At 59.4% G+C, this 20,089-nt stretch carries 18 protein-coding genes; 9 read left to right on the top strand and 9 right to left on the bottom strand.

What is annotated here, in order from left to right:
- Positions 1–124 precede the first annotated feature (124 nt).
- Entirely contained in the window at positions 125–1,597 is a 1,473-nt protein-coding gene (locus ACLI4M_RS08875) for a UbiD family decarboxylase (RefSeq protein WP_133622452.1), read from the top strand.
- 43 nt (positions 1,598–1,640) lie between these two features.
- On the opposite strand, the gene ACLI4M_RS08870 is transcribed toward ACLI4M_RS08875, so the two are convergent.
- Both ACLI4M_RS08870 and ACLI4M_RS08865 read right to left on the bottom strand, forming a co-directional pair.
- Positions 1,641–1,940, bottom strand: coding sequence for a type II toxin-antitoxin system RelE/ParE family toxin (locus ACLI4M_RS08870; RefSeq protein ID WP_133622453.1), 300 nt, complete (start codon positions 1,938–1,940; stop codon positions 1,641–1,643).
- Positions 1,937–2,221 carry a damage-inducible protein J gene (locus ACLI4M_RS08865; RefSeq protein ID WP_133622454.1) on the bottom strand — a complete coding sequence of 95 codons (285 nt, stop codon included), beginning with the start codon at positions 2,219–2,221 and terminating at the stop codon, positions 1,937–1,939. Before ACLI4M_RS08865 ends, ACLI4M_RS08870 begins: the two co-directional genes overlap by 4 nt.
- Positions 2,222–2,410: 189 nt before the next feature.
- Between ACLI4M_RS08865 and kdpF the strand changes: the two genes are divergently transcribed.
- The 8 genes from kdpF to ACLI4M_RS08825 all read left to right on the top strand — a co-directional run bounded on the left by kdpF (position 2,411) and on the right by ACLI4M_RS08825 (position 12,890).
- A complete protein-coding gene (gene kdpF, locus ACLI4M_RS08860; protein ID WP_099754023.1) occupies positions 2,411–2,500 on the top strand; it encodes a K(+)-transporting ATPase subunit F in 90 nt (29 codons plus the stop codon).
- Positions 2,500–4,173, top strand: coding sequence for a potassium-transporting ATPase subunit KdpA (kdpA, locus tag ACLI4M_RS08855; RefSeq protein WP_048917804.1), 1,674 nt, complete (start codon positions 2,500–2,502; stop codon positions 4,171–4,173). Before kdpF ends, kdpA begins: the two co-directional genes overlap by 1 nt.
- Before the next feature lie 88 nt (positions 4,174–4,261).
- A complete protein-coding gene (gene kdpB, locus ACLI4M_RS08850; RefSeq protein WP_048917803.1) occupies positions 4,262–6,310 on the top strand; it encodes a potassium-transporting ATPase subunit KdpB in 2,049 nt (682 codons plus the stop codon).
- Positions 6,311–6,321: 11 nt separating this feature from the next.
- Positions 6,322–6,894: a potassium-transporting ATPase subunit KdpC gene (gene kdpC / locus ACLI4M_RS08845; protein WP_133624987.1), complete on the top strand. Its 573-nt coding sequence runs from the start codon at positions 6,322–6,324 to the stop codon at positions 6,892–6,894.
- A gap of 91 nt (positions 6,895–6,985) precedes the next feature.
- Positions 6,986–9,652 (top strand): two-component system sensor histidine kinase KdpD, encoded by a 2,667-nt coding sequence (gene kdpD, locus ACLI4M_RS08840; protein WP_133622455.1) that lies wholly within the window; start codon positions 6,986–6,988, stop codon positions 9,650–9,652.
- A gap of 357 nt (positions 9,653–10,009) precedes the next feature.
- The gene (locus ACLI4M_RS08835) at positions 10,010–10,831 is read left to right on the top strand and encodes a hypothetical protein (RefSeq protein ID WP_133622456.1); all 822 of its coding nucleotides are present in this window, start codon (positions 10,010–10,012) and stop codon (positions 10,829–10,831) included.
- Complete coding sequence (locus ACLI4M_RS08830) at positions 10,828–11,976, top strand: cysteine desulfurase family protein (RefSeq protein ID WP_048918673.1); 1,149 nt, start codon at positions 10,828–10,830, stop codon at positions 11,974–11,976. The genes ACLI4M_RS08835 and ACLI4M_RS08830 overlap by 4 nt, the downstream gene beginning before the upstream one ends.
- A gap of 11 nt (positions 11,977–11,987) precedes the next feature.
- Complete coding sequence (locus tag ACLI4M_RS08825; RefSeq protein WP_224750557.1) at positions 11,988–12,890, top strand: DMT family transporter; 903 nt, start codon at positions 11,988–11,990, stop codon at positions 12,888–12,890.
- A gap of 42 nt (positions 12,891–12,932) precedes the next feature.
- Here the strand turns inward: ACLI4M_RS08825 and ACLI4M_RS08820 are convergent, their stop codons facing one another.
- The 7 genes from ACLI4M_RS08820 to ACLI4M_RS08790 form a co-directional block, all read right to left on the bottom strand.
- On the bottom strand, positions 12,933–13,577 hold the full coding sequence (locus ACLI4M_RS08820; protein WP_366521326.1) for an alpha/beta hydrolase: 645 nt from the start codon (positions 13,575–13,577) through the stop codon (positions 12,933–12,935).
- Positions 13,555–14,496: a glutathione S-transferase family protein gene (locus tag ACLI4M_RS08815; protein ID WP_133622458.1), complete on the bottom strand. Its 942-nt coding sequence runs from the start codon at positions 14,494–14,496 to the stop codon at positions 13,555–13,557. Before ACLI4M_RS08815 ends, ACLI4M_RS08820 begins: the two co-directional genes overlap by 23 nt.
- A 99-nt stretch (positions 14,497–14,595) precedes the next feature.
- Positions 14,596–15,498 (bottom strand): LysR family transcriptional regulator, encoded by a 903-nt coding sequence (locus tag ACLI4M_RS08810; RefSeq protein WP_133622459.1) that lies wholly within the window; start codon positions 15,496–15,498, stop codon positions 14,596–14,598.
- A 104-nt stretch (positions 15,499–15,602) separates the two neighbouring features.
- Positions 15,603–16,682, bottom strand: coding sequence for an ABC transporter ATP-binding protein (locus ACLI4M_RS08805; RefSeq protein WP_133622460.1), 1,080 nt, complete (start codon positions 16,680–16,682; stop codon positions 15,603–15,605).
- A 328-nt stretch (positions 16,683–17,010) separates the two neighbouring features.
- Positions 17,011–17,850: a carbohydrate ABC transporter permease gene (locus ACLI4M_RS08800; protein WP_133622461.1), complete on the bottom strand. Its 840-nt coding sequence runs from the start codon at positions 17,848–17,850 to the stop codon at positions 17,011–17,013.
- Entirely contained in the window at positions 17,840–18,748 is a 909-nt protein-coding gene (locus tag ACLI4M_RS08795) for a carbohydrate ABC transporter permease (RefSeq protein WP_133622462.1), read from the bottom strand. The genes ACLI4M_RS08800 and ACLI4M_RS08795 overlap by 11 nt, the downstream gene beginning before the upstream one ends.
- A gap of 9 nt (positions 18,749–18,757) precedes the next feature.
- Complete coding sequence (locus ACLI4M_RS08790) at positions 18,758–19,978, bottom strand: extracellular solute-binding protein (RefSeq protein WP_413449795.1); 1,221 nt, start codon at positions 19,976–19,978, stop codon at positions 18,758–18,760.
- Between the last annotated feature and the right edge of the window lie 111 nt (positions 19,979–20,089).

Raw genomic sequence — 20,089 nt, 5'->3', positions numbered from 1 at the left:
CGGTCCAGCATTAACTGGACGTCTTAAGCGCGAGTGAAAAGGTATGTTGGTTACGCTTTTTCGTCACAGGCTGCGTAACAGGCGGCTTAATGACGGCAACAGACCGCCTGATGAGGAGGAAAACATGGCAAATAGCGTTTATGACCTGCGATCCGCGCTGGCGCTGCTGGCGCAGACGCCGGGTGAGCTGGTCAGCACCGATACTGAAGTGAACCCGCACGCTGAGCTTTCCGGCGTCTATCGCTATGTCGGGGCCGGCGGCACCACGCTGCGCCCGACGCGCGCGGGGCCGGCAATGTTATTCAACAAAGTCAGAGGCTTTGACGATTTTCGCGTCGTGACCGGAGTGCTGGCATCACGCCGCCGCGTCGGGCAACTGCTCGGCTGCGAGCCTGCGCGGCTTGGGCATTTATTGATGAATTCGGTGAACAACCCGATCCCGCCGGTGCTGACCAAAGCCACCGACATCCCCTGCCAGCAGGTGATACATCTCGCCAGCGATGAGGGTTTTGATATCCGCACGCTGCTGCCTGCGCCCACTAATACTGAAGAGGACGCCGGCCCCTACTTTACCATGGGGTTGTGCTACGCCAGCGACCCGCAAACCGGCGAATCGGACATCACCATTCACCGCCTGTGCATACAGGGGCGCGATGAACTGTCGATCTATTTTGTTCCCGGCCGTCATATTGATGCGTTTCGCCAGAAGGCCGAAGCCGCCGGGAAAGCCCTGCCGATCACCATCAGCATCGGCGTTGATCCGGCGATTTATATCGGTGCCTGCTTCGAACCGCCAACCACACCGCTCGGCTTCGACGAGTTATGCGTGGCCGGCGCGCTGCGCGGGCAAGCGGTAGAGCTGGCGCAGGCGGTGTCGGTGGATGCGCGGGCGATTGCCCATGCCGAGGTGGTGATTGAGGGCGAGCTGCTCCCCAATGTGCGCGTGCGCGAGGACCAGAACACGAATACGGGTAAGGCGATGCCGGAGTTCCCGGGCTATACCGGCGCGGCAAACGCCTCCCTGCCGCTGATCAAGGTGAAAGCGGTCACCCATCGCCGCCACCCCATCCTGCAGCACACCCTCGGTTGCAGCGAAGAGCATGTCAATATGGCGGGTATCCCAACCGAGGCGAGCATACTCGGCATGGTGGAACGGGCGATGCCGGGGCGTTTGCTGAACGTGTTTGCCCACTCATCCGGCGGCGGGAAATTCCTCGCGGTGATGCAGTTTAAAAAAGCCGGACCGATGGATGAGGGGCGACAGCGGCAGGCGGCGCTGCTGGCATTCTCCGCCTTCCCCGAGCTGAAGCACGTGATGCTGGTGGATGAGGACGTGGATATTTTCGACAGCAACGACGTGCTGTGGGCGATGCAGACCCGCTATCAGGGCGATGTCGATACCCTGTTTATCCCCGGCGTGCGCTGCCACCCGCTGGACCCGTCGCAGGTGCCGGAATTCAGCCCGTCGATCAGCGCGAAGGGTATCTCCTGCAAAACCATTTTCGACTGTACCGTGCCCTATGCGCTGAAAGATCGCTTCCAGCGCTGCCAGTTTCAGGAAGTCGACATTCAGCGGTTTCTGCCAGATTTTGAATAAGCCGCAGGTCGGGCATGCCCGACCCCCTGGCTGGCTGGCTGGTTCAGCGGTAAAGGGCGCTCACTTTGCGTGAGGTATGCAGTAGGCGCAGAATCGATATCTGCTGCGCGCTGATGGCGTAAACCATGATAAAAGGCAGATGGGACAGGGTCAGCCTGCGGCGCTTGTCATTGCCGCTGATAACGACACCGCTTTGAGGCTGCTCAGCCAGCAGGCGACTCATCGCGACAAATTTCTCATCTGTTTGTGTGGCAACGGGGCAACCGGCTTCACGGTACAGATAGCGAAAGATTGCTTCCCTGTCAGCGAGCGCGGCCGTTGCCCACCGGACCTGATATTTCATAACTCACCTTTAGCCGCCAGCACTTTGAGATTGTCCATATGGGCATTCGCCTGTTCATCGCTGACAAATTCGCTTTCCCCCGCATCAAAGCGGTTAAACGCCTGTGCAATTTGCATTTCCAGCCAGCGATCGTGGCTGTCGTTTTGATATTCCCGCTCCTCGGCAGCAAGTTCCTCTGCGCGCTGGCGCATCAGTTCCGTCAGGCTGACCTTACGGCGTTCAGCGGCCTGCATCGCCAGACGCTTCGTCTCATCATCAATTCGGAAATGGATGGTGGGCATGGGGTGAATCCTTTGTGGTGTCGTTTGTGTTGTCATTGTGCCTGAACTCCCTGGTGCAGTCAGATTAAATTTCGTGCTAATCCTGCGCATTTTTATACTTTTTTTACACCTCGCCCCCCTATTTTTACATCAACTTTGCACGCCGCTCGCAACAATAGCTGCAACCTGAAACGCCTCTGGAGGTGTGTTGTGAGCGTTGCCGTAATAAGCGGAATTGTGCTGGTCTTTATGCTGTTGGCGTACCTGGTGTATGCCCTGATCAATGCGGAGGCGTTCTGATGGCTGCCCCTGCATTCTTACTGATTGCCAGCTATCTGGCGCTGCTGATGCTGCTGGCCCGCCCGCTGGGCAAAGGGCTGGCGCGGCTGGTGGAGGATCGCCCGTTAGCGGGCCTTGGCGCGTTTGAACGTGTGCTATGGCGCGTAAGCGGCGTGCGCCCGGCGGGCATGAACTGGCAGCGCTACCTTGTGGCTATCCTGCTGTTTAACGCCTGCGGCCTGCTGCTGCTGTTTATCCTGCTGATGAACCAGGCGTCGCTGCCGCTTAACCCGCAGCAGCTGCCCAACCTCAGCTGGCACCTGGCGCTGAATACCGCCGTTAGCTTTGTCACGAATACCAACTGGCAGGCGTACGCCGGGGAGAGCACCCTGAGCTATTTCAGCCAGATGGTTGGACTGACGGTGCAGAACTTCCTCTCTGCCGCCACCGGGATCGCCGTGGCCTTTGCGCTGATGCGCGGCTTCGTTAACCGCGCAGTGGGCGACCTCGGTAACGCCTGGCGCGATATCACCCGCATCACGCTCTACGTGCTGCTGCCGCTGTCGCTGCTGATGGCGCTGTTCCTCGTCAGCCAGGGCGTGCTGCAAAACACCGACGGCTACCTGAGCCTGACCACGCTGGAAGGGGTCAAGCAGACGCTGCCGATGGGGCCGGTGGCCTCGCAGGAAGCGATCAAGATGATCGGTACCAACGGCGGCGGTTTCTTTAACGCCAACTCCGCGCACCCGTTTGAAAACCCGACCGTGTATAGCAACTTTGTGCAGATGCTGGCGATCTTCCTGATCCCGGCCGCGCTGTGCTTTGCCTTTGGCGACGTGCTGCGCGATCGCCGTCAGGGGCACACGCTGCTGTGGGCAATGTCGCTGATGTTCCTGGGGGCGGTGGTGGTGGTGATGTGGGCCGAGCTAAATGGCAATCCGCATTTCCTCACGCTCGGCGCCGATAGCGCCATCAATATGGAAGGTAAAGAGACGCGCTTCGGCATTCTCAACTCCAGCCTGTTTGCAGTGATCACCACCGCGGCCTCGTGCGGGGCGGTGAACGCCATGCATGACTCGTTTACCGCGCTTGGCGGCATGGTACCGATGTGGCTGATGCAGATTGGTGAGGTGGTATTCGGCGGCGTCGGGGCCGGGCTGTACGGCATGCTGCTGTTTGTGCTGCTGGCGGTGTTTATCGCCGGGCTGATGATCGGTCGCTCACCGGAGTACCTCGGGAAAAAAATCGACGTCTGGGAGATGAAAATGACCGCCCTGGCGATCCTCGTCACGCCTTGCCTGGTGCTGCTCGGCACCGCGCTGGCAATGATGACCGAGGCCGGGCGCAGCGGCATGGCGAACCCAGGCACCCATGGTTTCTCCGAGGTGCTGTACGCGGTGTCGTCAGCGGCGAACAACAACGGCAGCGCCTTTGCGGGCCTGAGCGCCAACACCCCGTTCTGGAACCTGCTGCTGGCGTTCTGCATGCTGGTTGGCCGCTTCGGCATCATCATTCCGGTGCTGGCGATTGCGGGTTCCCTCGCGCTGAAAAAGGTTCAGCCCGCAGGTCAGGGCACGCTGCCAACGCACGGCGTGCTGTTTATTGCCCTGCTGATTGGCACTGTGCTGCTGGTGGGTGCGCTGACCTTTATCCCGGCGCTGGCCTTAGGGCCGGTGGCGGAACACCTGAGTTAACGTGGGGGTCGGGCATGCCCGACCCGCTAGCGACCATTGGGCGAGGCATGCCGCGCCCCTGGTTATTGTCGTAAGGACGGAATGAGTCATGAGTCGTAATCAACAGGCACTGTTTGACGGCGCGCTGCTGCGCACTGCACTGGTCGATGCGCTGAAAAAGCTCGACCCGCGCACCCAGTGGCGCAACCCGGTGATGTTTGTGGTGTGGCTGGGCAGCGTGGTGACCACGCTGCTGGCGATCGCCATTGCCAGCGGCAAAACCCCCGGCGAGACCGGTTTTACCAGCGCGATTGCCGTCTGGCTGTGGTTTACCGTACTGTTTGCCAACTTCGCCGAAGCGCTGGCGGAAGGGCGCAGCAAGGCGCAGGCCAACAGCCTGAAGGGCGTGACCAAAACCATTATGGCCAAGAAGCTGGCGGAGGCGAAATATGGCGCCAGCCATCAGCCGGTGGCAGCAGAATCCCTGCGCAAAGGCGACTGGCTGCTGGTGGAAGCGGGCGATACTATCCCCTGCGACGGCGAAGTGCTGGAGGGGGGCGCATCGGTGGATGAGAGCGCCATCACCGGCGAATCTGCCCCGGTGATCCGCGAGTCCGGCGGCGACTTCTCTTCGGTGACCGGCGGCACGCGCGTGCTCTCCGACTGGCTGGTTATCCAGTGCAGCGCCAACCCGGGCGAAACCTTCCTCGACCGCATGATCGCGATGGTGGAAGGGGCTACGCGGCGCAAAACCCCCAACGAGATCGCGCTGACCATTCTGCTGGTGGCGCTGACTATCGTCTTCCTGCTGGCGACCGCCACGCTCTATCCGTTCTCCGCCTGGGGCGGCAGCGCGGTGAGCGTCACGGTACTGGTGGCGCTGCTGGTCTGCCTGATCCCCACCACCATCGGCGGGCTGCTGTCGGCGATTGGCGTGGCGGGCATGAGCCGCATGCTGGGGGCCAACGTGATTGCCACCAGTGGTCGCGCGGTGGAAGCGGCGGGCGATGTCGACGTGCTGATGCTGGACAAAACCGGCACCATCACCCTCGGCAACCGCCAGGCCACGCAGTTCCTGCCCGCGGCGGGAGTCAGTGAAGAACGGCTGGCCGATGCGGCACAGCTGGCCTCGCTGGCGGATGAAACCCCGGAAGGGCGCAGCATCGTGGTGCTGGCGAAGCAGAAATTTAACCTGCGCGAACGCGACCTCGCCAGCATGGACGCCACCTTTATTCCATTCTCGGCGCAGACGCGCATGAGCGGCGTCAACGTGCAGCAGCGGGCGATCCGCAAAGGGGCGGTGGACGCAGTGCGCCGCCATATAGACAGCAACGGCGGCCAGTTCCCGCCGGAAGTGAACGGCCTGGTGGAGCAGGTCGCGCGCGCGGGCGGTACGCCGCTGGTGGTGTGCGACGGGCCGACCGTGCTGGGCGTGGTCGAGCTGAAGGACATCGTGAAAGGCGGTATTAAAGAGCGCTTCGCCGAGCTGCGCAAAATGGGCATCAAAACCGTGATGATCACCGGGGACAACCCGCTGACCGCCGCCGCGATCGCCGCTGAAGCCGGGGTGGATGACTTCCTCTCGGAAGCGACCCCGGAAGCCAAGCTGGCGCTGATCCGCCAGTATCAGGCCGAAGGGCGTCTGGTCGCGATGACCGGCGATGGCACCAACGATGCCCCGGCGCTGGCGCAGGCCGACGTGGCGGTGGCGATGAACTCGGGTACCCAGGCGGCGAAAGAGGCGGGCAACATGGTCGATCTCGACTCTAACCCGACCAAGCTGCTGGAGGTGGTGCACATCGGCAAACAGATGCTGATGACGCGCGGCTCGCTGACCACCTTCAGTATCGCCAACGACGTGGCGAAATACTTTGCGATTATCCCGGCCGCCTTCGCCGCGACCTATCCGCAGCTGGACAGGCTAAACGTGATGCAGCTGCACTCGCCCAATTCAGCCATTCTCTCGGCGGTGATCTTTAACGCGCTGGTGATTGTGTTTCTCATCCCGCTGGCACTGAAGGGCGTGAGCTATCGCCCGCTGAGTGCCGCCGCGCTGCTGCGCCGCAACCTGTGGCTGTACGGCGTGGGCGGGCTGCTGGTGCCGTTTGTAGGCATCAAACTAATTGATATGCTGTTGACCGTCACCGGCCTGGCATAAGGAGAATAATGATGAGTCAGTTACGTCCCGCACTGTTTTTACTGATCCTGCTTACGCTGGTCACCGGGCTGCTCTATCCTCTGTTAACCACTGGCCTTGCGCAGTGGTGGTTTCCGCAGCAGGCTAACGGCTCGCTGCTGCGCGAACAGGGCACCGTTCGCGGCTCGGCGCTGATCGGCCAGAACTTTACCCGCGCCGACTATTTTCACGGGCGCCCTTCAGCGGCGGGTGATGCGCCGTATAATGCGCTGGCCTCTTCCGGCAGCAATCTGGCGGGCAGCAACCCGGCACTGGACCAGGCGGTGGCACAGCGGGTTATGGCACTGCGCGCGGAAAATCCACAGGGCGGGCAACAGGTGCCGGTCGACCTGGTGACCGCCAGCGGCAGCGGGCTGGACCCGCAGATTTCGCCGCAGGCGGCGGCGTTTCAGGCGGCTCGCGTGGCCTCGGCGCGCCATCTGCCCATTGAGGAAGTGCAGCGCCTGATCGCCGATAACACCGTCACGCCGCGCCCGGCGTTTCTCGGCGAGCCGGGGGTCAATGTGCTGGCACTGAATATGGCGCTGGATGAATTACAGCGATAAATAACATCGGGTCGGACATGTCCGACCCCCTACGCCGATCTGGTAGGGGTGAGGCATGCCTCGCCCGAGGTTTTATACCTTAAGGAAACCAATGAACGACGAACTCCAGCGGCCTGACCCGGATGCGCTGCTGCGCCAGACGGCGCACAGCGGGCGCGGCAAGCTGAAAATCTACTTTGGCGCCTGCGCCGGGGTGGGCAAAACCTTCGCGATGCTGCAGGAGGCACGGCGCCTGCGCGCGCAGGGGCTGGAGGTGCTGGTCGGCGTGGTGGAGACCCACAACCGCGCCGAAACGGCGGAGCTGCTCGACGGCCTGACGCTGCTGCCGCGCCGCGCCACCGGCCAGCATCGCCACCCGGAGTTCGACCTTGATACTGCCCTGGCCCGTCATCCGGCGGTGATCCTGATGGATGAGCTGGCGCACAGTAACGCCCGTGGCTCGCGCCATCCCAAACGCTGGCAGGATATTGAGGAGCTGCTGGATGCCGGCATCGACGTGATGACCACCGTCAACGTGCAGCATCTGGAAAGCCTCAACGACGTGGTTGGCGGCGTGACCGGCGTGCGCGTGCGCGAAACCGTGCCGGACCCGTTTTTCGATGCCGCCGATGAAGTGGTGCTGGTGGACCTGCCGCCGGACGACCTGCGTCAGCGGCTGAAAGAGGGCAAGGTTTACATTGGCGAAGGGGCCGAACGCGCCATCGAAAACTTTTTCCGCAAGGGCAACCTGATCGCTCTGCGCGAACTGGCCCTGCGCCGTACTGCCGACCGCGTCGACGACCAGATGCGTGCCTGGCGTGACACCCAGGGGCGGGAGAAAGTGTGGCACACGCGCGATGCTATTCTGCTGTGCATCGGCGACAACAGCGGCAGCGAAAAGCTGGTGCGCAGCGCGGCGCGGCTGGCGGCGCGGCTCGACAGCGCCTGGCACGCGGTGTATGTCGAAACCCCGCGGCTGTATCGCCTGTCCGAAGCGCGGCGGCGCGGCATCCTGCGCACCCTGCAGCTGGCGGCCGATCTCGGCGCGGAGACGGCAACGCTTTCCGATCCGAGCGAAGCCAGCGCGGTGCTGCGCTATGCCCGCCAGCACAACCTCGGCAAAATCATTATTGGCCGCCGCCCGACCAGGCGCTGGTGGCGTGAACGTTTTGCCGACCGGCTTGGTGAACTCGGGCCTGACCTCGATATTCTGATTGTCGCGCTGGATGACCCGCCGCCGGAAGCCGCCAGCCCGCTGGCCCCGCGCAGCAGTGAACACAAATGGCAGGCTCAGCTGCGCGGCTGTGCGGCGGCGCTGCTGCTGTGTACTCTGGTGACCGTGGCCGGGCGCTGGCTGCTGCCCGCCGTCGATTCAGTCAACCTGGTGATGGTCTATCTGCTGGCGGTAGTGATTGTCGCGCTACGCTACGGGCGCTGGCCGTCGGTGGTGGCCACGCTGCTGAATATCGTCGCCTTCGATCTGGTGTTTGTTGCGCCGACCGGCACCATGGCGGTCTCCGACGTGCAGTATCTGGTGACCTTCGGCGTGATGCTGGCGGTGGGGATGATCGTCGGTAATCTCACCGCCGGGGTGCGCTATCAGGCGCGGGTGGCGCGCTATCGCGAACAGCGGGCGCACCATCTGTATGAGATGGCGAAATCCCTGAGCCGGGCGCTGAGCCAGCGCGATATTGCCGCTACGCTCCAGCACAGCGTTGAAAGCACCCTGCAGGCCAGCTGCGAGCTCTATCTGCCGGATGAAAACGGCGAGCTGGTGGCCGTGGGTGAAACCCATCTCAGCGCGGTGCCGGACCGTGCCATTGCGCGCTGGAGCTTCGATAAGGGCCAGCCCGCGGGCGCGGGCACCGATACGCTGCCCGGCGTGCCGTGGCAGATGCTGCCGCTAAAAAGCGGTAGCGAGACGCTTGGGCTGCTGATCCTCGAACCGCGCAACCTGCGCCAGCTGATGATCCCTGAACAGCAGCGGCTGGTAGAGACCTTTACCGTGCTGATCGCCAACGCGCTGGAGCGCATGAACCTGAGCCAGCGCGAAGCGGTATCACGGCTGGCCGCCGAGCGCGAGCAGCTGCGTAACGCGCTGCTGTCGGCGCTCTCCCACGATCTGCGCACTCCGCTGACGGTGCTGTTCGGCCAGGCGGAAATCCTGACCCTCGATCTCGCCGCCGAGAATTCACCGTATGCTCCGCAGGCCAGCGCGATGCGCGAGCAGACGCTGAACACCGTGCGGCTGGTGAATAACCTGCTGGATATGGCGCGTCTGCAGTCCGGCGGCTTCAACCTGAAGCGCGAATGGATGGCGCTGGATGAGCTGATCGGCAGCACGCTGCGCCAGATGGCTCCGTCGCTGGCCGGGCGCGAGGTGCAGCTCGATCTGCCGGGCGAGCTGCTGCTGATTGACGTTGACGGCCCGCTGATGGAGCGGGTGCTGACCAATCTGCTGGAGAACGCCCTCAAGTACGCCGGGCAGGCCGAGATCGGTATCCGCGCCCGCGCCGCCGAACGGCAGCTCCAGCTGGAAGTGTGGGATCGCGGACCGGGCATTACGGGCGGGCAGGAGCAGCTGATTTTTGAGAAGTTTTCGCGCGGCAATAAAGAGTCGGCGGTGCCGGGCGTCGGGCTGGGGCTGGCAATCTGCCAGGCGATTGTCACCCTGCACGGCGGCGAGATTCACGTTGAGAACCACCCGCAGGGCGGTGCGCGTTTTATCCTCCACCTGCCGCTGACGCCGCCGCCGGTGATTGCGGATTATGCCGAATAATGCAGCGTACACGCTGACTGAATAGTTAAAAAAAGTGAATGCTTATTAATTTTTGATGAAAACTATGTTTTTTCAACTTGTTGTTTTATTGGGTTTTTATTGATTTGTGCGATTGAAATGGCAATGGAAGTGCCTTTTTTTAGTCAATAAATCTGCATGTTTTGGTTGTACCTGCTTAACCAACATGTTTTACTATTTCTGAAATTTGCACAAAGTTATTAAATAAACGCATAAGCTAATTCAAGGAGTTGTAAAATCATGGAGCCGATTTTAATTTTTTCCTTCCTGCCAGATTATTAATAATTACTCGATTTAATCTTCCGCTGAAATTATAATTTAGTCAATCAAGGACGAGTCATGTCATTATCTTGTATCGACCATGCTGTATCTTCATATATTGAACCGCTGTTATCATCAATAGATGATAATTATAAAAATTCAGAGGGTAAATTAGTTGTTTATCTTGAGGCTGGGCATTTCAATACAGGATTCGGGGTGGACGATTTCTGTCTCAATTCATTAAAAGATGCAGTCCATATCGGTTCAATACTCATCAAGAAATACAATAAAAATATTAAATTAGTTTATGGCATTCTGGCAGATGATTTAGGCCTTTCGTGCGCAGACGAACAATGTACTATCACACCTGTTATCAGCCAGCAGAGTGTGGCCTCGCTGCCGGAAGAGCTGGAAGCTTTTATTGGGGCCAGTAAGTTAATAAAGCGCGATAAGCTTATGATTTTCTCGGAACGCACCAGTAAAAACCGTGCCATTGATACCATAAAAAAATCCATTAAAAATGGATGTGATGGATTAATGCTGACAGAAAATGGCAATTATGATGAGATTAAAGTACGTGCACCTGATGACAGTGAGTTCCTGCTTGCCAAAAGGCAAGGGAGTACCTTTATCGCTAAGTGCCCGGCAATTATCTCCCAGCATTACAAGGACGTGTTATTAAAATTAAGACAACGTTTTTTTGAATGCGATCATTTTCTCATTGTTGATTGGTCCGATCTCGCAGACAGAAATAAAATTTCACAAGGAAAGATTGCGCTGCAAGTTCTGCAGGGTGGATTAAGTAGGGAGAAAGTTACTGTTGATATCACAAATGTATTCTTTGGTGATGATGAGGGTGAAATCTGCCGTATCGATGGTCAAAAGGGTCCGCTGTTATGATTTACCTTGATAATAACGCGACAACAGCCCCGGCTGCGGCAGTCAGAGAGACGGTTTTTTATTGCATGGAGGAATATTATGCAAACTCCGCCTCTCTCAATCATTTTGAGGGCATCAAGGCCAATACTTACCTTGAAGAGTGTCGCGCAGTCGTTGCACAGATGATTGAAGCCGCACCCGAAAACCTGTTCTTTAATTCCGGGGCGACCGAAGCCAACAATATGGTGATCAAATCCGTCGCTGACTCTTTTTCCCAGCGGGGGAAAGTACACATCATTACCAGCGCCATTGAGCATAAGTGCCTGCTTAAATCCTGCGAGTATCTGGAAAAGCGGGGGTGCGAAGTGACCTATTTGCCCGTCGACTTCCAGGGCGTTATCAGGATTGATCGGCTAATTGCTGCCATCCGGCCAGAAACCCGTTTGATCAGTATCATGGCAGCAAACAATGAAACGGGTGCGTTGCAACCGCTGCGAGAGATTGGAGAGATTGCCAGACAGCACGGTATTTTGTTTCACACTGATGCTGCGCAGTTTGTTGGAAAACTGCCTTTTTCCGTACGAGAATATCAGCCTGATTTTGTCAGCTTCTCAGCACATAAGTTTTACGGACCCAAAGGGATCGGTGCACTCTATTGTTCAAAGCCTGAACTCCTCCTCGGTTCGCCACTCATTCATGGCGGCGGTCAAGAGTGGGGCGTGCGTAGCGGAACTGTTAATTTGCCGGGTGTGGCGGGAATGGCTAAGGCCGCAGAGTTATTTATCTCCAACCATGTTGCTGTCCTTGCCCGACACCGTGACATGAAGCAGAAAGCAATCGAGCAACTGCTGTCGCAATTTCCTGACGCCAGCATTAACGGTTGTCGCGACAAAAGCCTGCCCAATACGATTAATTTTTCCCTGCCCGGCATCAAAGCCAGCACCTTATTGAAAAAGCTTAAGATGAAGGTGGCATTAAGCAGTGCATCTGCCTGCCATTCAGCAGAACAGAAATTCAGTCACGTTTTGACCGCTATGGGGTTAAGCGAAATGTCCCTGGAGTCTGCTATTCGCTTGAGCTTTAGCAACACGACAAATGCTGATGAGCTTGGCCACGCACTTGAGCTAATAACCAGTACTGCTCACCGCTTGAGGGGCACATCATGAACAGATTATCAATGCGCAAACGCTGGGTGGCTGAGCTGTTGTTGGTATGCGTAGCGGCTGGGTGGGGAATTGGTTTTCCGGTAATGAAGCAGGCCGTGGATATGCATCCGGTACTGATGGTGCTGGGATTACGTTTTCTGCTTTCTGCTCTGGTGATGTTGCCGTTGAGTGCCAGAAACCTGGTCGCCATTGGGCGCCGGACATTGGCTGCTGGCGTAGCGCTGGGCTTGCTGCTGGGTGCCGCTTTTGTCTTTCTGATCCTCGGATTGCAAATGACCACGGCATCGAATACCGGTTTTCTCGCCGGGCTGGCCGTCATTTGGGTGCTATTACTTTCCGGACCGCTGGCGGGAAAATTACCCTCTATCGACGCTATTCTGGCAACGCTGTTTGGCGTGGCAGGGTTATTTTTGATGTCAGATATTCACGGCTGGCAGTTGCAGTGGGGAGATTCCCTGGTCGTCATTGGTTCGGTGTTTACCGCGTTGCATATCCTTGCACTGGATAAATTAAGTGCCCGACACGACAACACGGCACTCACTTTTTTACAAATTGCCACCATGGCGCTGGTGATTATGTTTATTCAGCATATCAGGGGCGGACAGTGGTTTCCGCAGGTGTGGGATAGCACGCTGGTGATTGCCCTGATAGTAACGGCTCTATTTTCTACCGTTATCGCTTTCTGGGTGCAGACACATTATCAACGCTATACCACGCCAACACGTGCCGTACTGATTTATAACCTCGAACCCGTCTTTTCGGCGCTTTTTGCCGTCTGGCTGCTGCGTGAGAACTTGTCTGGAAATGTACTACTGGGTGGAGGACTTATCCTGCTGGGGATGTGCCTTCCAGGTCTGATCGCGACGGTGACAGGCCGCCATCGTAAGGAGCAGGAAACGCCATCAGCGTTATAAGGATGCTGGGCATGGGTAGGGGCGAGGCATGCCTCGCCCGATTTACGCTAACCGTGCCGCAATAAACGCCGCCGCTTTCTGCGCGCCCTGCGCGGAAATGGTGTGGCCGACGCCGGGTTCAAACTGGCTGTCGACCGTGACGCCATGAGCCCGCAGGCGCTGGGCGGCCGATTCGCTCTCCTGCACCGGGATCACTCCGTCGGCCATACCGTGGATCACCAGTACCGGCGTGTTCAGCGCGGGGCTAAACGGCTCAGGCGAGGAGAGGCGGCCAGAAAAGGCTACCAGCCCAGCGACCGGCCAGCGCCCGGAGACCAGCGCATCGAGCGCCATAATCGACCCCTGCGAGAAGCCAACCAGCACCACGTTATGCAGCCGATCGCCCATCTGATGCTGGTCGAGTATCGCCTGCAAAGTCTGGTCAAACGCTTCACGCGCGGCAGCGACCCGCGCCGGACGATTCTGCGGTGTAATGCCGTCGAGGCTGAACCACTGCCAGCCCGCACCGTGCGGAAAATGAAACGGCGCATTGGGGCTGGCGAAGCTGACGTCGGGCAAGGCTGCTGACCAGTGGTCGCCCAGTCCTGCCAGATCGTCGCCGCTGCTGCCAACGCCGTGGAGTAAAATGACTAATTTGTCGGCCATTTGCGGCCTCCTGTAAACGTTAAAAACCGTAAGCCTGCATATCCGGCCCGGCGGGAACAATACCGTTCGGGTTCAGGGCTTTAATCGAATAATAGCCGTGTTTGATATGGTCAATATTCACCGTGTCGCGCACGCCGGGCAGGGCCAGCATGCGCTGTAAATAGCCGTCCAGCGCCGGATAGCTGCGCAGCTGGCGCTGATTACACTTAAACAAACCGTGGTAGGCCACGTCAAAACGGATCAGCGTGACGAACAGGCGGATATCCGCTTCGGTCAGCGCGCTGCCGAGCAGATAAGGGCCGCCGTGCTGCAGGCGTGATTCAAGTTCGTCGAGCATGCCGAACACGTCGTGATACGCCTCAAGGTAACTCTCCTGAGTCGTCGCGAACCCGGCGCGATAAACTCCGTTGTTCAGGCGCGGGTAGATTTCGGCGTTCAGCAGGTCTATCTCGCTGCGCAGTGCAGCAGGATAAAGGTCAATAATGCCCGTTGCCAGCGCACCAAAGCCGCTGTTAAACATGCGCACGATATCTGCCGATTCATTGCTGACGATGGTGGCGGTTTTCTTGTCCCACAGCACCGGCACGGTGGCGCGCCCGGTAAAGCTGTCGTCGGCGCAGGTATAGAGCTGGTGCAGATAGTCGGCGTGATTTAGCGTGTCGCGGTCGGCGCCGGGGAAGTCGCCAAAGTGCCAGCCTTCATCGGTCAGCTGCGGTTCAACCACCGACACGCTGACGACCGCTTCCAGCCCCTTTAACCTGCGAGCTATCAGCGTGCGCGACGCCCACGGGCAGATGAGCGCAACGTACAGATGATAGCGATCCGGCTCGGCGGCAAACGCCGTGCTGCCGTCCGCGCTGACCCAGTGGCGGAAGCTTGAAGTCTGGCGCACAAAGCCGCCTTTCTCATCAGTGGCCTGCACCGGGTGCCATTCCGCCGTCCATTTACCGTTTACCAGCATGTTTTGTTCCTCATTAGTTGTTAAGGAACACTCTACACGCATTCCGTTATGCCGATTATCCCGTCAAAATTGCAAATATTCCTTCCGATATGGAAGGAATCACCAGTCCCGATCCCACGTCGGCTGCCCGGCGTAACGGCTGACCAGAAAGTCGATCAGCGCCCGTACTTTATGGGCAAGGTGGCGGGCGGGCGGATAGACAGCATACAGGCCGAGTGGCGGGATTTCGCTGGCGGGCAGCAGCGGCAGCAGGGTGCCTGCGCTCAGGGCCGGGCCGGCGATAAAGGTCGGTAGCCTGGCAATGCCCAGCCCGCTAACGGCCGCCGTCAGGCAGGCTTCGGCGTTGGAGAAGTACAGGCGACCGCTGACCGCCACCGTCGCGCCGCCGCTGCCAAATGGCCAGTTGTGCGGATCGCGAAAGTTGGTGTCGATAATGCAGTGATGATTGCTTAACTGCTGAGGGTCGTCCGGCGTGCCGTGCTGCTGCAGATAGGCAGGGCTGGCGGCGATAACCACGCGCATATCACACAGGCGGCGGGCTATCAGGCTGCTGTCGCTCAGCCTGCCGATGCGCAGCGCCACGTCAAAGCCTTCATCGACGATATTCACCACCCGGTCGGAGAAGCTGACGTCCAGTTCGATATCGGCGAACTCCTGCGCAAAGGCAACAAGCTGCGGAGCAAGCTGGCTGGCACCGAAGGTGATCGGCGCGCTGAGCTTGATGCGGCCCGAGGGTTTGCCCGCCGCATGGCGCACCGAGGCGTCGAGCGCATCCCACTCGTCGAGCAGGTTTTTCACCTGGGAATAATACGCCTGGCCGACTTCGGTCGGTGACAGTGCGCGCGTGCTGCGCTTCAGCAGCTGCACCCCCAGCTCGCTCTCCAGGCGTGAAACCAGTTTTGATGCCTGTCCGCTGCTGGTGCCCAGGCGGGCGGCGGCCCTGGCAAAGCTGCCCAGCTCCAGCACCGCGACAAACATCCGATCGCATTCCAGACGTTCCATGTTTTACCCCATTAAATAAAAACGGGTCGGGCATGCCCGACCCCTACACGATGCCACCTATCCCGTAGGGGCGAGGCATGCCTCGCCCGGGTTAATGGCGATGCTTAAACCAGCCGCGCACCGCTTTGTGCATCAAACAGATGAATTTTATCGGGGTTGATGGCGAGATGCGGGGAGTCGCCCGGCTGCAAATCGACGCGGCCATTGAGCTGGACGTGCAGCGGAAAACCCTGCCAGTCAACGTGCAGCAGGCTGGCTTCACCGGTAACTTCCAGCACTTTAAGGCGTGCAGGATACGGAGAATCGGCGGCCAGCGCAAAATCGTGGGCGCGCAGCCCGACGATCACCGGCTGAGCGCCCTGACGTTCCGCGGCCGCGTGCCAGCGCTGCGGCAGCGCAAACCACAGCCCGTTGCAGTGCACGCCGGGCTGGCCGCCACGCGTTTCCAGCTCGCCGGGCAGCAGGTTCATCGGCGGCGAACCGATAAAGCGCGCGACAAAGGTATTTACCGGGCGGTCGTAAATCTCCAGCGGTTTACCCTGCTGCACAATCACGCCGTCGCGCATCACCACGATCTGGTCTGCCAGCGTCATCGCCTCGACCTGATCGTGGGTGACGTAGACCATGGTGGTTTTAAAGCGCTGATGCAGCGATTTAATTTCGGCGCGCAGCTCCATACGCAGCTGGGCATCCAGATTCGACAGTGGTTCATCGAACAGAAACACCTGCGGATTACGCACCATCGCCCGCCCCATCGCCACGCGCTGACGCTGGCCGCCGGAGAGCGCACGCGGGTAGCGGTTCAGCAGCTTGTCGATACCGAGAATGCCAGCGATGCGCGCGATGCGGCTCTGCTGCTCGTCGCGTTTTACCCGCTTGACCTGCATATGAAACGCCAGGTTCTCGGCCACCGTCAGATGCGGATAGAGCGCGTAGCTCTGAAACACCATCGCAATGTCGCGATCCGCCGGATCGAGATCGTTGATCTGACGGTTATCCAGCAGGATCGCGCCGTCAGACAGCGTGTCCAGCCCGGCCAGCAGGCGCAGCAGCGTCGATTTCCCACAGCCGGAGGGACCAACCAGCACGGTAAAACTGCCGTCTTCGATGGTCAGATCGAGCGGCTGTAATACGGTCTGTTTGCCGTAATGTTTGGCGACTTTCACCAGTTCAACGCGTGCCATAGTCTGTTCCCGTCATGATAATTGTGCCACCTTGCCCCTGTACGGGTTGTTTGGCCCTGTACGGGTCGGGCATGCCCGACCCCTACGCAACCGGGTGTCTGTCGTTAACCTTTAGTACGGGTCGGGCATGCCCGACCCCTACGCAACCGGGTGTCTGTCGTTAACCTTTAGTAGGGGTCGGGCATGCCCGACCCCTACGCAACCGGGTGTCTGTCGTTAACCTTTAGTACGGGTCGGGCATGCCCGACCCCTGCGCAACCGGGTGTCTGTCGTTAACCTTTAGTACGGATCGGGCATGCCCGACCCCTGCGCAACCGGGTGTTTGTCGTTAACCTTTACTGCCGCCGTTGGCCAGGCCGCCGACCAGGCTTTTTTGCAGCCAGATGGCGATCAGCAGCGGCGGCAGCGAGGCGAGAATACCGACGGCGGCGATCAGTCCGTCATCGGTGGCGCGCCCGGCGGTAAATCCGGCGATGGTCACCGGCAGCGTCTGCGCGCTGATATTGCTGGTGAACAGCAGCGCATAGAAAAACTCATCCCACGCCAGCAGCCAGCCGAACAGCGCCGAGGCGCCCAGCACCGGCTTCGCCAGCGGCAGCGTAATGCGCAGCAGCACTTGCCAAAAGCGCAGCCCGTCGAGGCGCGCCGCCTGTTCGATATCACGCGGCAGCGCATCAAACTGGTTTTTTAGCATCCAGGTGAGGAACGGCAGGATCAGCGAGCAGTAAACCAGCACCAGCCCGAGGTGGGTGTTCAGCAGGCCGAGCTGTTGCAGCACGAAGTAGAGCGGCAGGACGAAGGCGACCGGCGGCACCATGTAAATCGCCAGCGACGCCATCAGCCAGCCGTCGCGCCCCGGGTAGCGCGAGAAGCTGAACGCCGCCGGGATCGCCAGCAGTAGCGAAATCAGCGTGGCAAAACAGGCCACCAGCAGGCTGTTGCCGAGCGCATGCAAGAACAGTTCGCCGGGCTGCCCCGGCTGCAGCGACAGCAGCGCGGCGTAGCGGCTGAAGTCCCACTGGCGCGGCAGCCACGCCAGCGGAATGCGCGCCAGGTCACTGTTGGAACTGACGCTCATCAGAAACAGCCACAGCATCGGCCCGAGGATCGACACCCCCAGCAGCACGGCGGCGGCATACAGCCCAATACGGCGCAGTTTACGTTTCATCGGCGAAGCTCCTGCGGCGCTGGCGATAAAGCAGCGCCATGTAAATGGCGATCAGTACGCTGCACATCAGGGTCATCAGAATGGCGTAAGCCGCGCCGCTGCCCGCGCGCAGGTAGCTGAACGACTCCTGATAGACATAGAAGCTGAGGGTTTTGGTGCTGTCGACCGGGCCGCCGCGCGTCATCACGTAGATAATGTCGAAGATTTTAAACGCGTCGATGGTGCGCAGGATCAGCGCCACGCTCAGCGCGCCGACGATGGCCGGAAAAGTGATGGCACGAAAACGCCGCCACGCGGAAGCGCCGTCAAGCCGCGCCGCTTCATACAGGTCCCCGGGGATCGACTGCATGGAGGCCAGCACCAGCAGCGTCACCAGCGGGTAGTTTTTCCATACGTCCGCCAGCATCACCGCATTCAGCGCCGAATCCGGCGAACCCAGCCAGCTGCGATAGCTGTCGATAATATGCAGCTGGGTCAGCAGGGCATTGATGCTGCCGTAATCGGGGTTGAAGTTGAGCCGCCACATCATGGCGTTGACGATGGTAGGCAGCGCCCACGGCAGGATCACCAGCACGCGCAGCACGCTGCGACCGCGGAATTTTTGATTAAGCAGCAGCGCCACCAGCACGCCGATAATGCCCTCCAGCGCCACTGACAGCACGGTGAAGTAGAGCGTGCGGCCGATAGACGCCAGAAAATCCGGGTCGGTGAGAGCGTAGAGGTAGTTGTCCAGCCCGATATAACCGGTCTGGCCGCCGCTGCCAATCAGCTCAGCATCGGTAAAGCTGAGCCAGATAGTGCGCAGCAGCGGCCAGGCGGTCAGCAGGCCCATGACGATCAGCATGGGTGCCAGCAGCACCCACGCCTGACGTTGCTCACGGTGTTGCAGACTGAGCATCAAGACCTCTTAATGTAGACGTGACGCGCTTTTGGTAACGGCATCCATCGCCGACTGCGGCGTCTGCTGGCCCTGTAATACCTGCTGCAGCTGCTGCTGCAGGCCGTTAGACAGGCGTGAATAGTCCGCGGTAATCGGCCGCATCAGCATCACATCAAGGGATTTTTTCGCCGCGGCAATCAGCGGCTCCTGGCCTTTCTGCACCGCCGGGTCGTCGTATGAAGACTTCCAGATAGGCAGGCTGAGTTTGGCGTATTTATCCTGCACCGGCTGCGAGGTCAGGTAGCGCACAAACGCCAGCGCCTCACCCTGATGCGCGCTGGCCTGCGTCACGCCCAGCCCCATCGAGCCGTTCATCGCTGCTACCTTGCCCGGCATTTCCGATGGCGCCGGAACGATCCCGACCTCGCCCGCGACTTTGCTCTGCTTCGCATCGTTGGCCATGTTGTACATATAGGTCCAGTTCAGCGCGAAAGCGGCATCGCCGTTGGAGAACACTTTGCGCACGTCCTCTTCCAGATATTCACGTGAGTTCGGGTTCGTCACGCCTTTATCCAGCGACTCTTTCATAAAGGTGACGGCTTTCACCGAGCCGGGATCGCTGAAGTTGAGCTTGCCGTTCTGATAGAACTGGCCGCCGAATGCGGAAACCAGCGTGGTGTAGTCGCACACTAGCGCTTCGGCCTGCGACCAGCTCCACACCAGCGGATATTTGACGATGCCTTTATCCTGCAGGATTTTCGACTGCTCCATCACCTGCGCCCAGCTGGTGGGCGGGTTGGCAATCCCGGCCTTAGCCAGCATTGCTTTGTTATAGAACAGGTATTTGGTATCGAGGATCCACGGCATGCCCCACAGTTTTTTATCCCAGCTTACCGTGCTCCAGGCCCCGTCAAACACTTTGCCTTTCTCGTCGGCGCTGACCGTGCTGGTGATATCTTTCAGCAGGCCAAATTTGGCAAATTCAGCGGGCCACATATCGTCGAACAGCACCACGTCATAGCCGTTACTGCCCGCCCCGCGTGCCGCGATGATTTTATCGTGCAGGGCTTCATACGGCACAAATTCGAGGTTAACGCTGACGTCAGGGTGGGCTTTTTCGAAATCGCTGGTCATGGCGCGCACGTCGCTTTCGCTGTAGGCGGCCTGCGACATAAACAGGGCATTGAGTTGCGTTTTTGCTGAGACGGCACCGGAGGCGCTCAGAGCAAGCAGAGTCATTACACACATGGCAGAACGGCTATTCATTACTTACTCTCCATTTAACCTTGATAAGGAAGCGTCAGATATACGGTCTTATTCGCCTGGAACAATGAAATGGCTGAGCCGTAAAACGTCAGC

It is taken from the genome of Erwinia sp. LJJL01, assembly GCF_047300805.2.
GTDB lineage: Bacteria > Pseudomonadota > Gammaproteobacteria > Enterobacterales > Enterobacteriaceae > Erwinia > Erwinia aphidicola.
The sequence above is the reverse complement of the archived record's forward strand: the minus strand, read 5'-3'. Positions and strand labels throughout refer to the sequence as shown.

Coding starts and splice junctions, on each gene's coding strand:
- ACLI4M_RS08875 (WP_133622452.1), top strand. CDS start 125: ATGGCAAATAGCGTTTATGACCTGCGATCCGCGCTGGCGCTGCTGGCG.
- ACLI4M_RS08870 (WP_133622453.1), bottom strand. CDS start 1,940: ATGAAATATCAGGTCCGGTGGGCAACGGCCGCGCTCGCTGACAGGGAA.
- ACLI4M_RS08865 (WP_133622454.1), bottom strand. CDS start 2,221: ATGCCCACCATCCATTTCCGAATTGATGATGAGACGAAGCGTCTGGCG.
- kdpA (WP_048917804.1), top strand. CDS start 2,500: ATGGCTGCCCCTGCATTCTTACTGATTGCCAGCTATCTGGCGCTGCTG.
- kdpB (WP_048917803.1), top strand. CDS start 4,262: ATGAGTCGTAATCAACAGGCACTGTTTGACGGCGCGCTGCTGCGCACT.
- kdpC (WP_133624987.1), top strand. CDS start 6,322: ATGAGTCAGTTACGTCCCGCACTGTTTTTACTGATCCTGCTTACGCTG.
- kdpD (WP_133622455.1), top strand. CDS start 6,986: ATGAACGACGAACTCCAGCGGCCTGACCCGGATGCGCTGCTGCGCCAG.
- ACLI4M_RS08835 (WP_133622456.1), top strand. CDS start 10,010: ATGTCATTATCTTGTATCGACCATGCTGTATCTTCATATATTGAACCG.
- ACLI4M_RS08830 (WP_048918673.1), top strand. CDS start 10,828: ATGATTTACCTTGATAATAACGCGACAACAGCCCCGGCTGCGGCAGTC.
- ACLI4M_RS08825 (WP_224750557.1), top strand. CDS start 11,988: ATGCGCAAACGCTGGGTGGCTGAGCTGTTGTTGGTATGCGTAGCGGCT.
- ACLI4M_RS08815 (WP_133622458.1), bottom strand. CDS start 14,496: ATGCTGGTAAACGGTAAATGGACGGCGGAATGGCACCCGGTGCAGGCC.
- ACLI4M_RS08810 (WP_133622459.1), bottom strand. CDS start 15,498: ATGGAACGTCTGGAATGCGATCGGATGTTTGTCGCGGTGCTGGAGCTG.
- ACLI4M_RS08805 (WP_133622460.1), bottom strand. CDS start 16,682: ATGGCACGCGTTGAACTGGTGAAAGTCGCCAAACATTACGGCAAACAG.
- ACLI4M_RS08800 (WP_133622461.1), bottom strand. CDS start 17,850: ATGAAACGTAAACTGCGCCGTATTGGGCTGTATGCCGCCGCCGTGCTG.
- ACLI4M_RS08795 (WP_133622462.1), bottom strand. CDS start 18,748: ATGCTCAGTCTGCAACACCGTGAGCAACGTCAGGCGTGGGTGCTGCTG.
- ACLI4M_RS08790 (WP_413449795.1), bottom strand. CDS start 19,978: ATGTGTGTAATGACTCTGCTTGCTCTGAGCGCCTCCGGTGCCGTCTCA.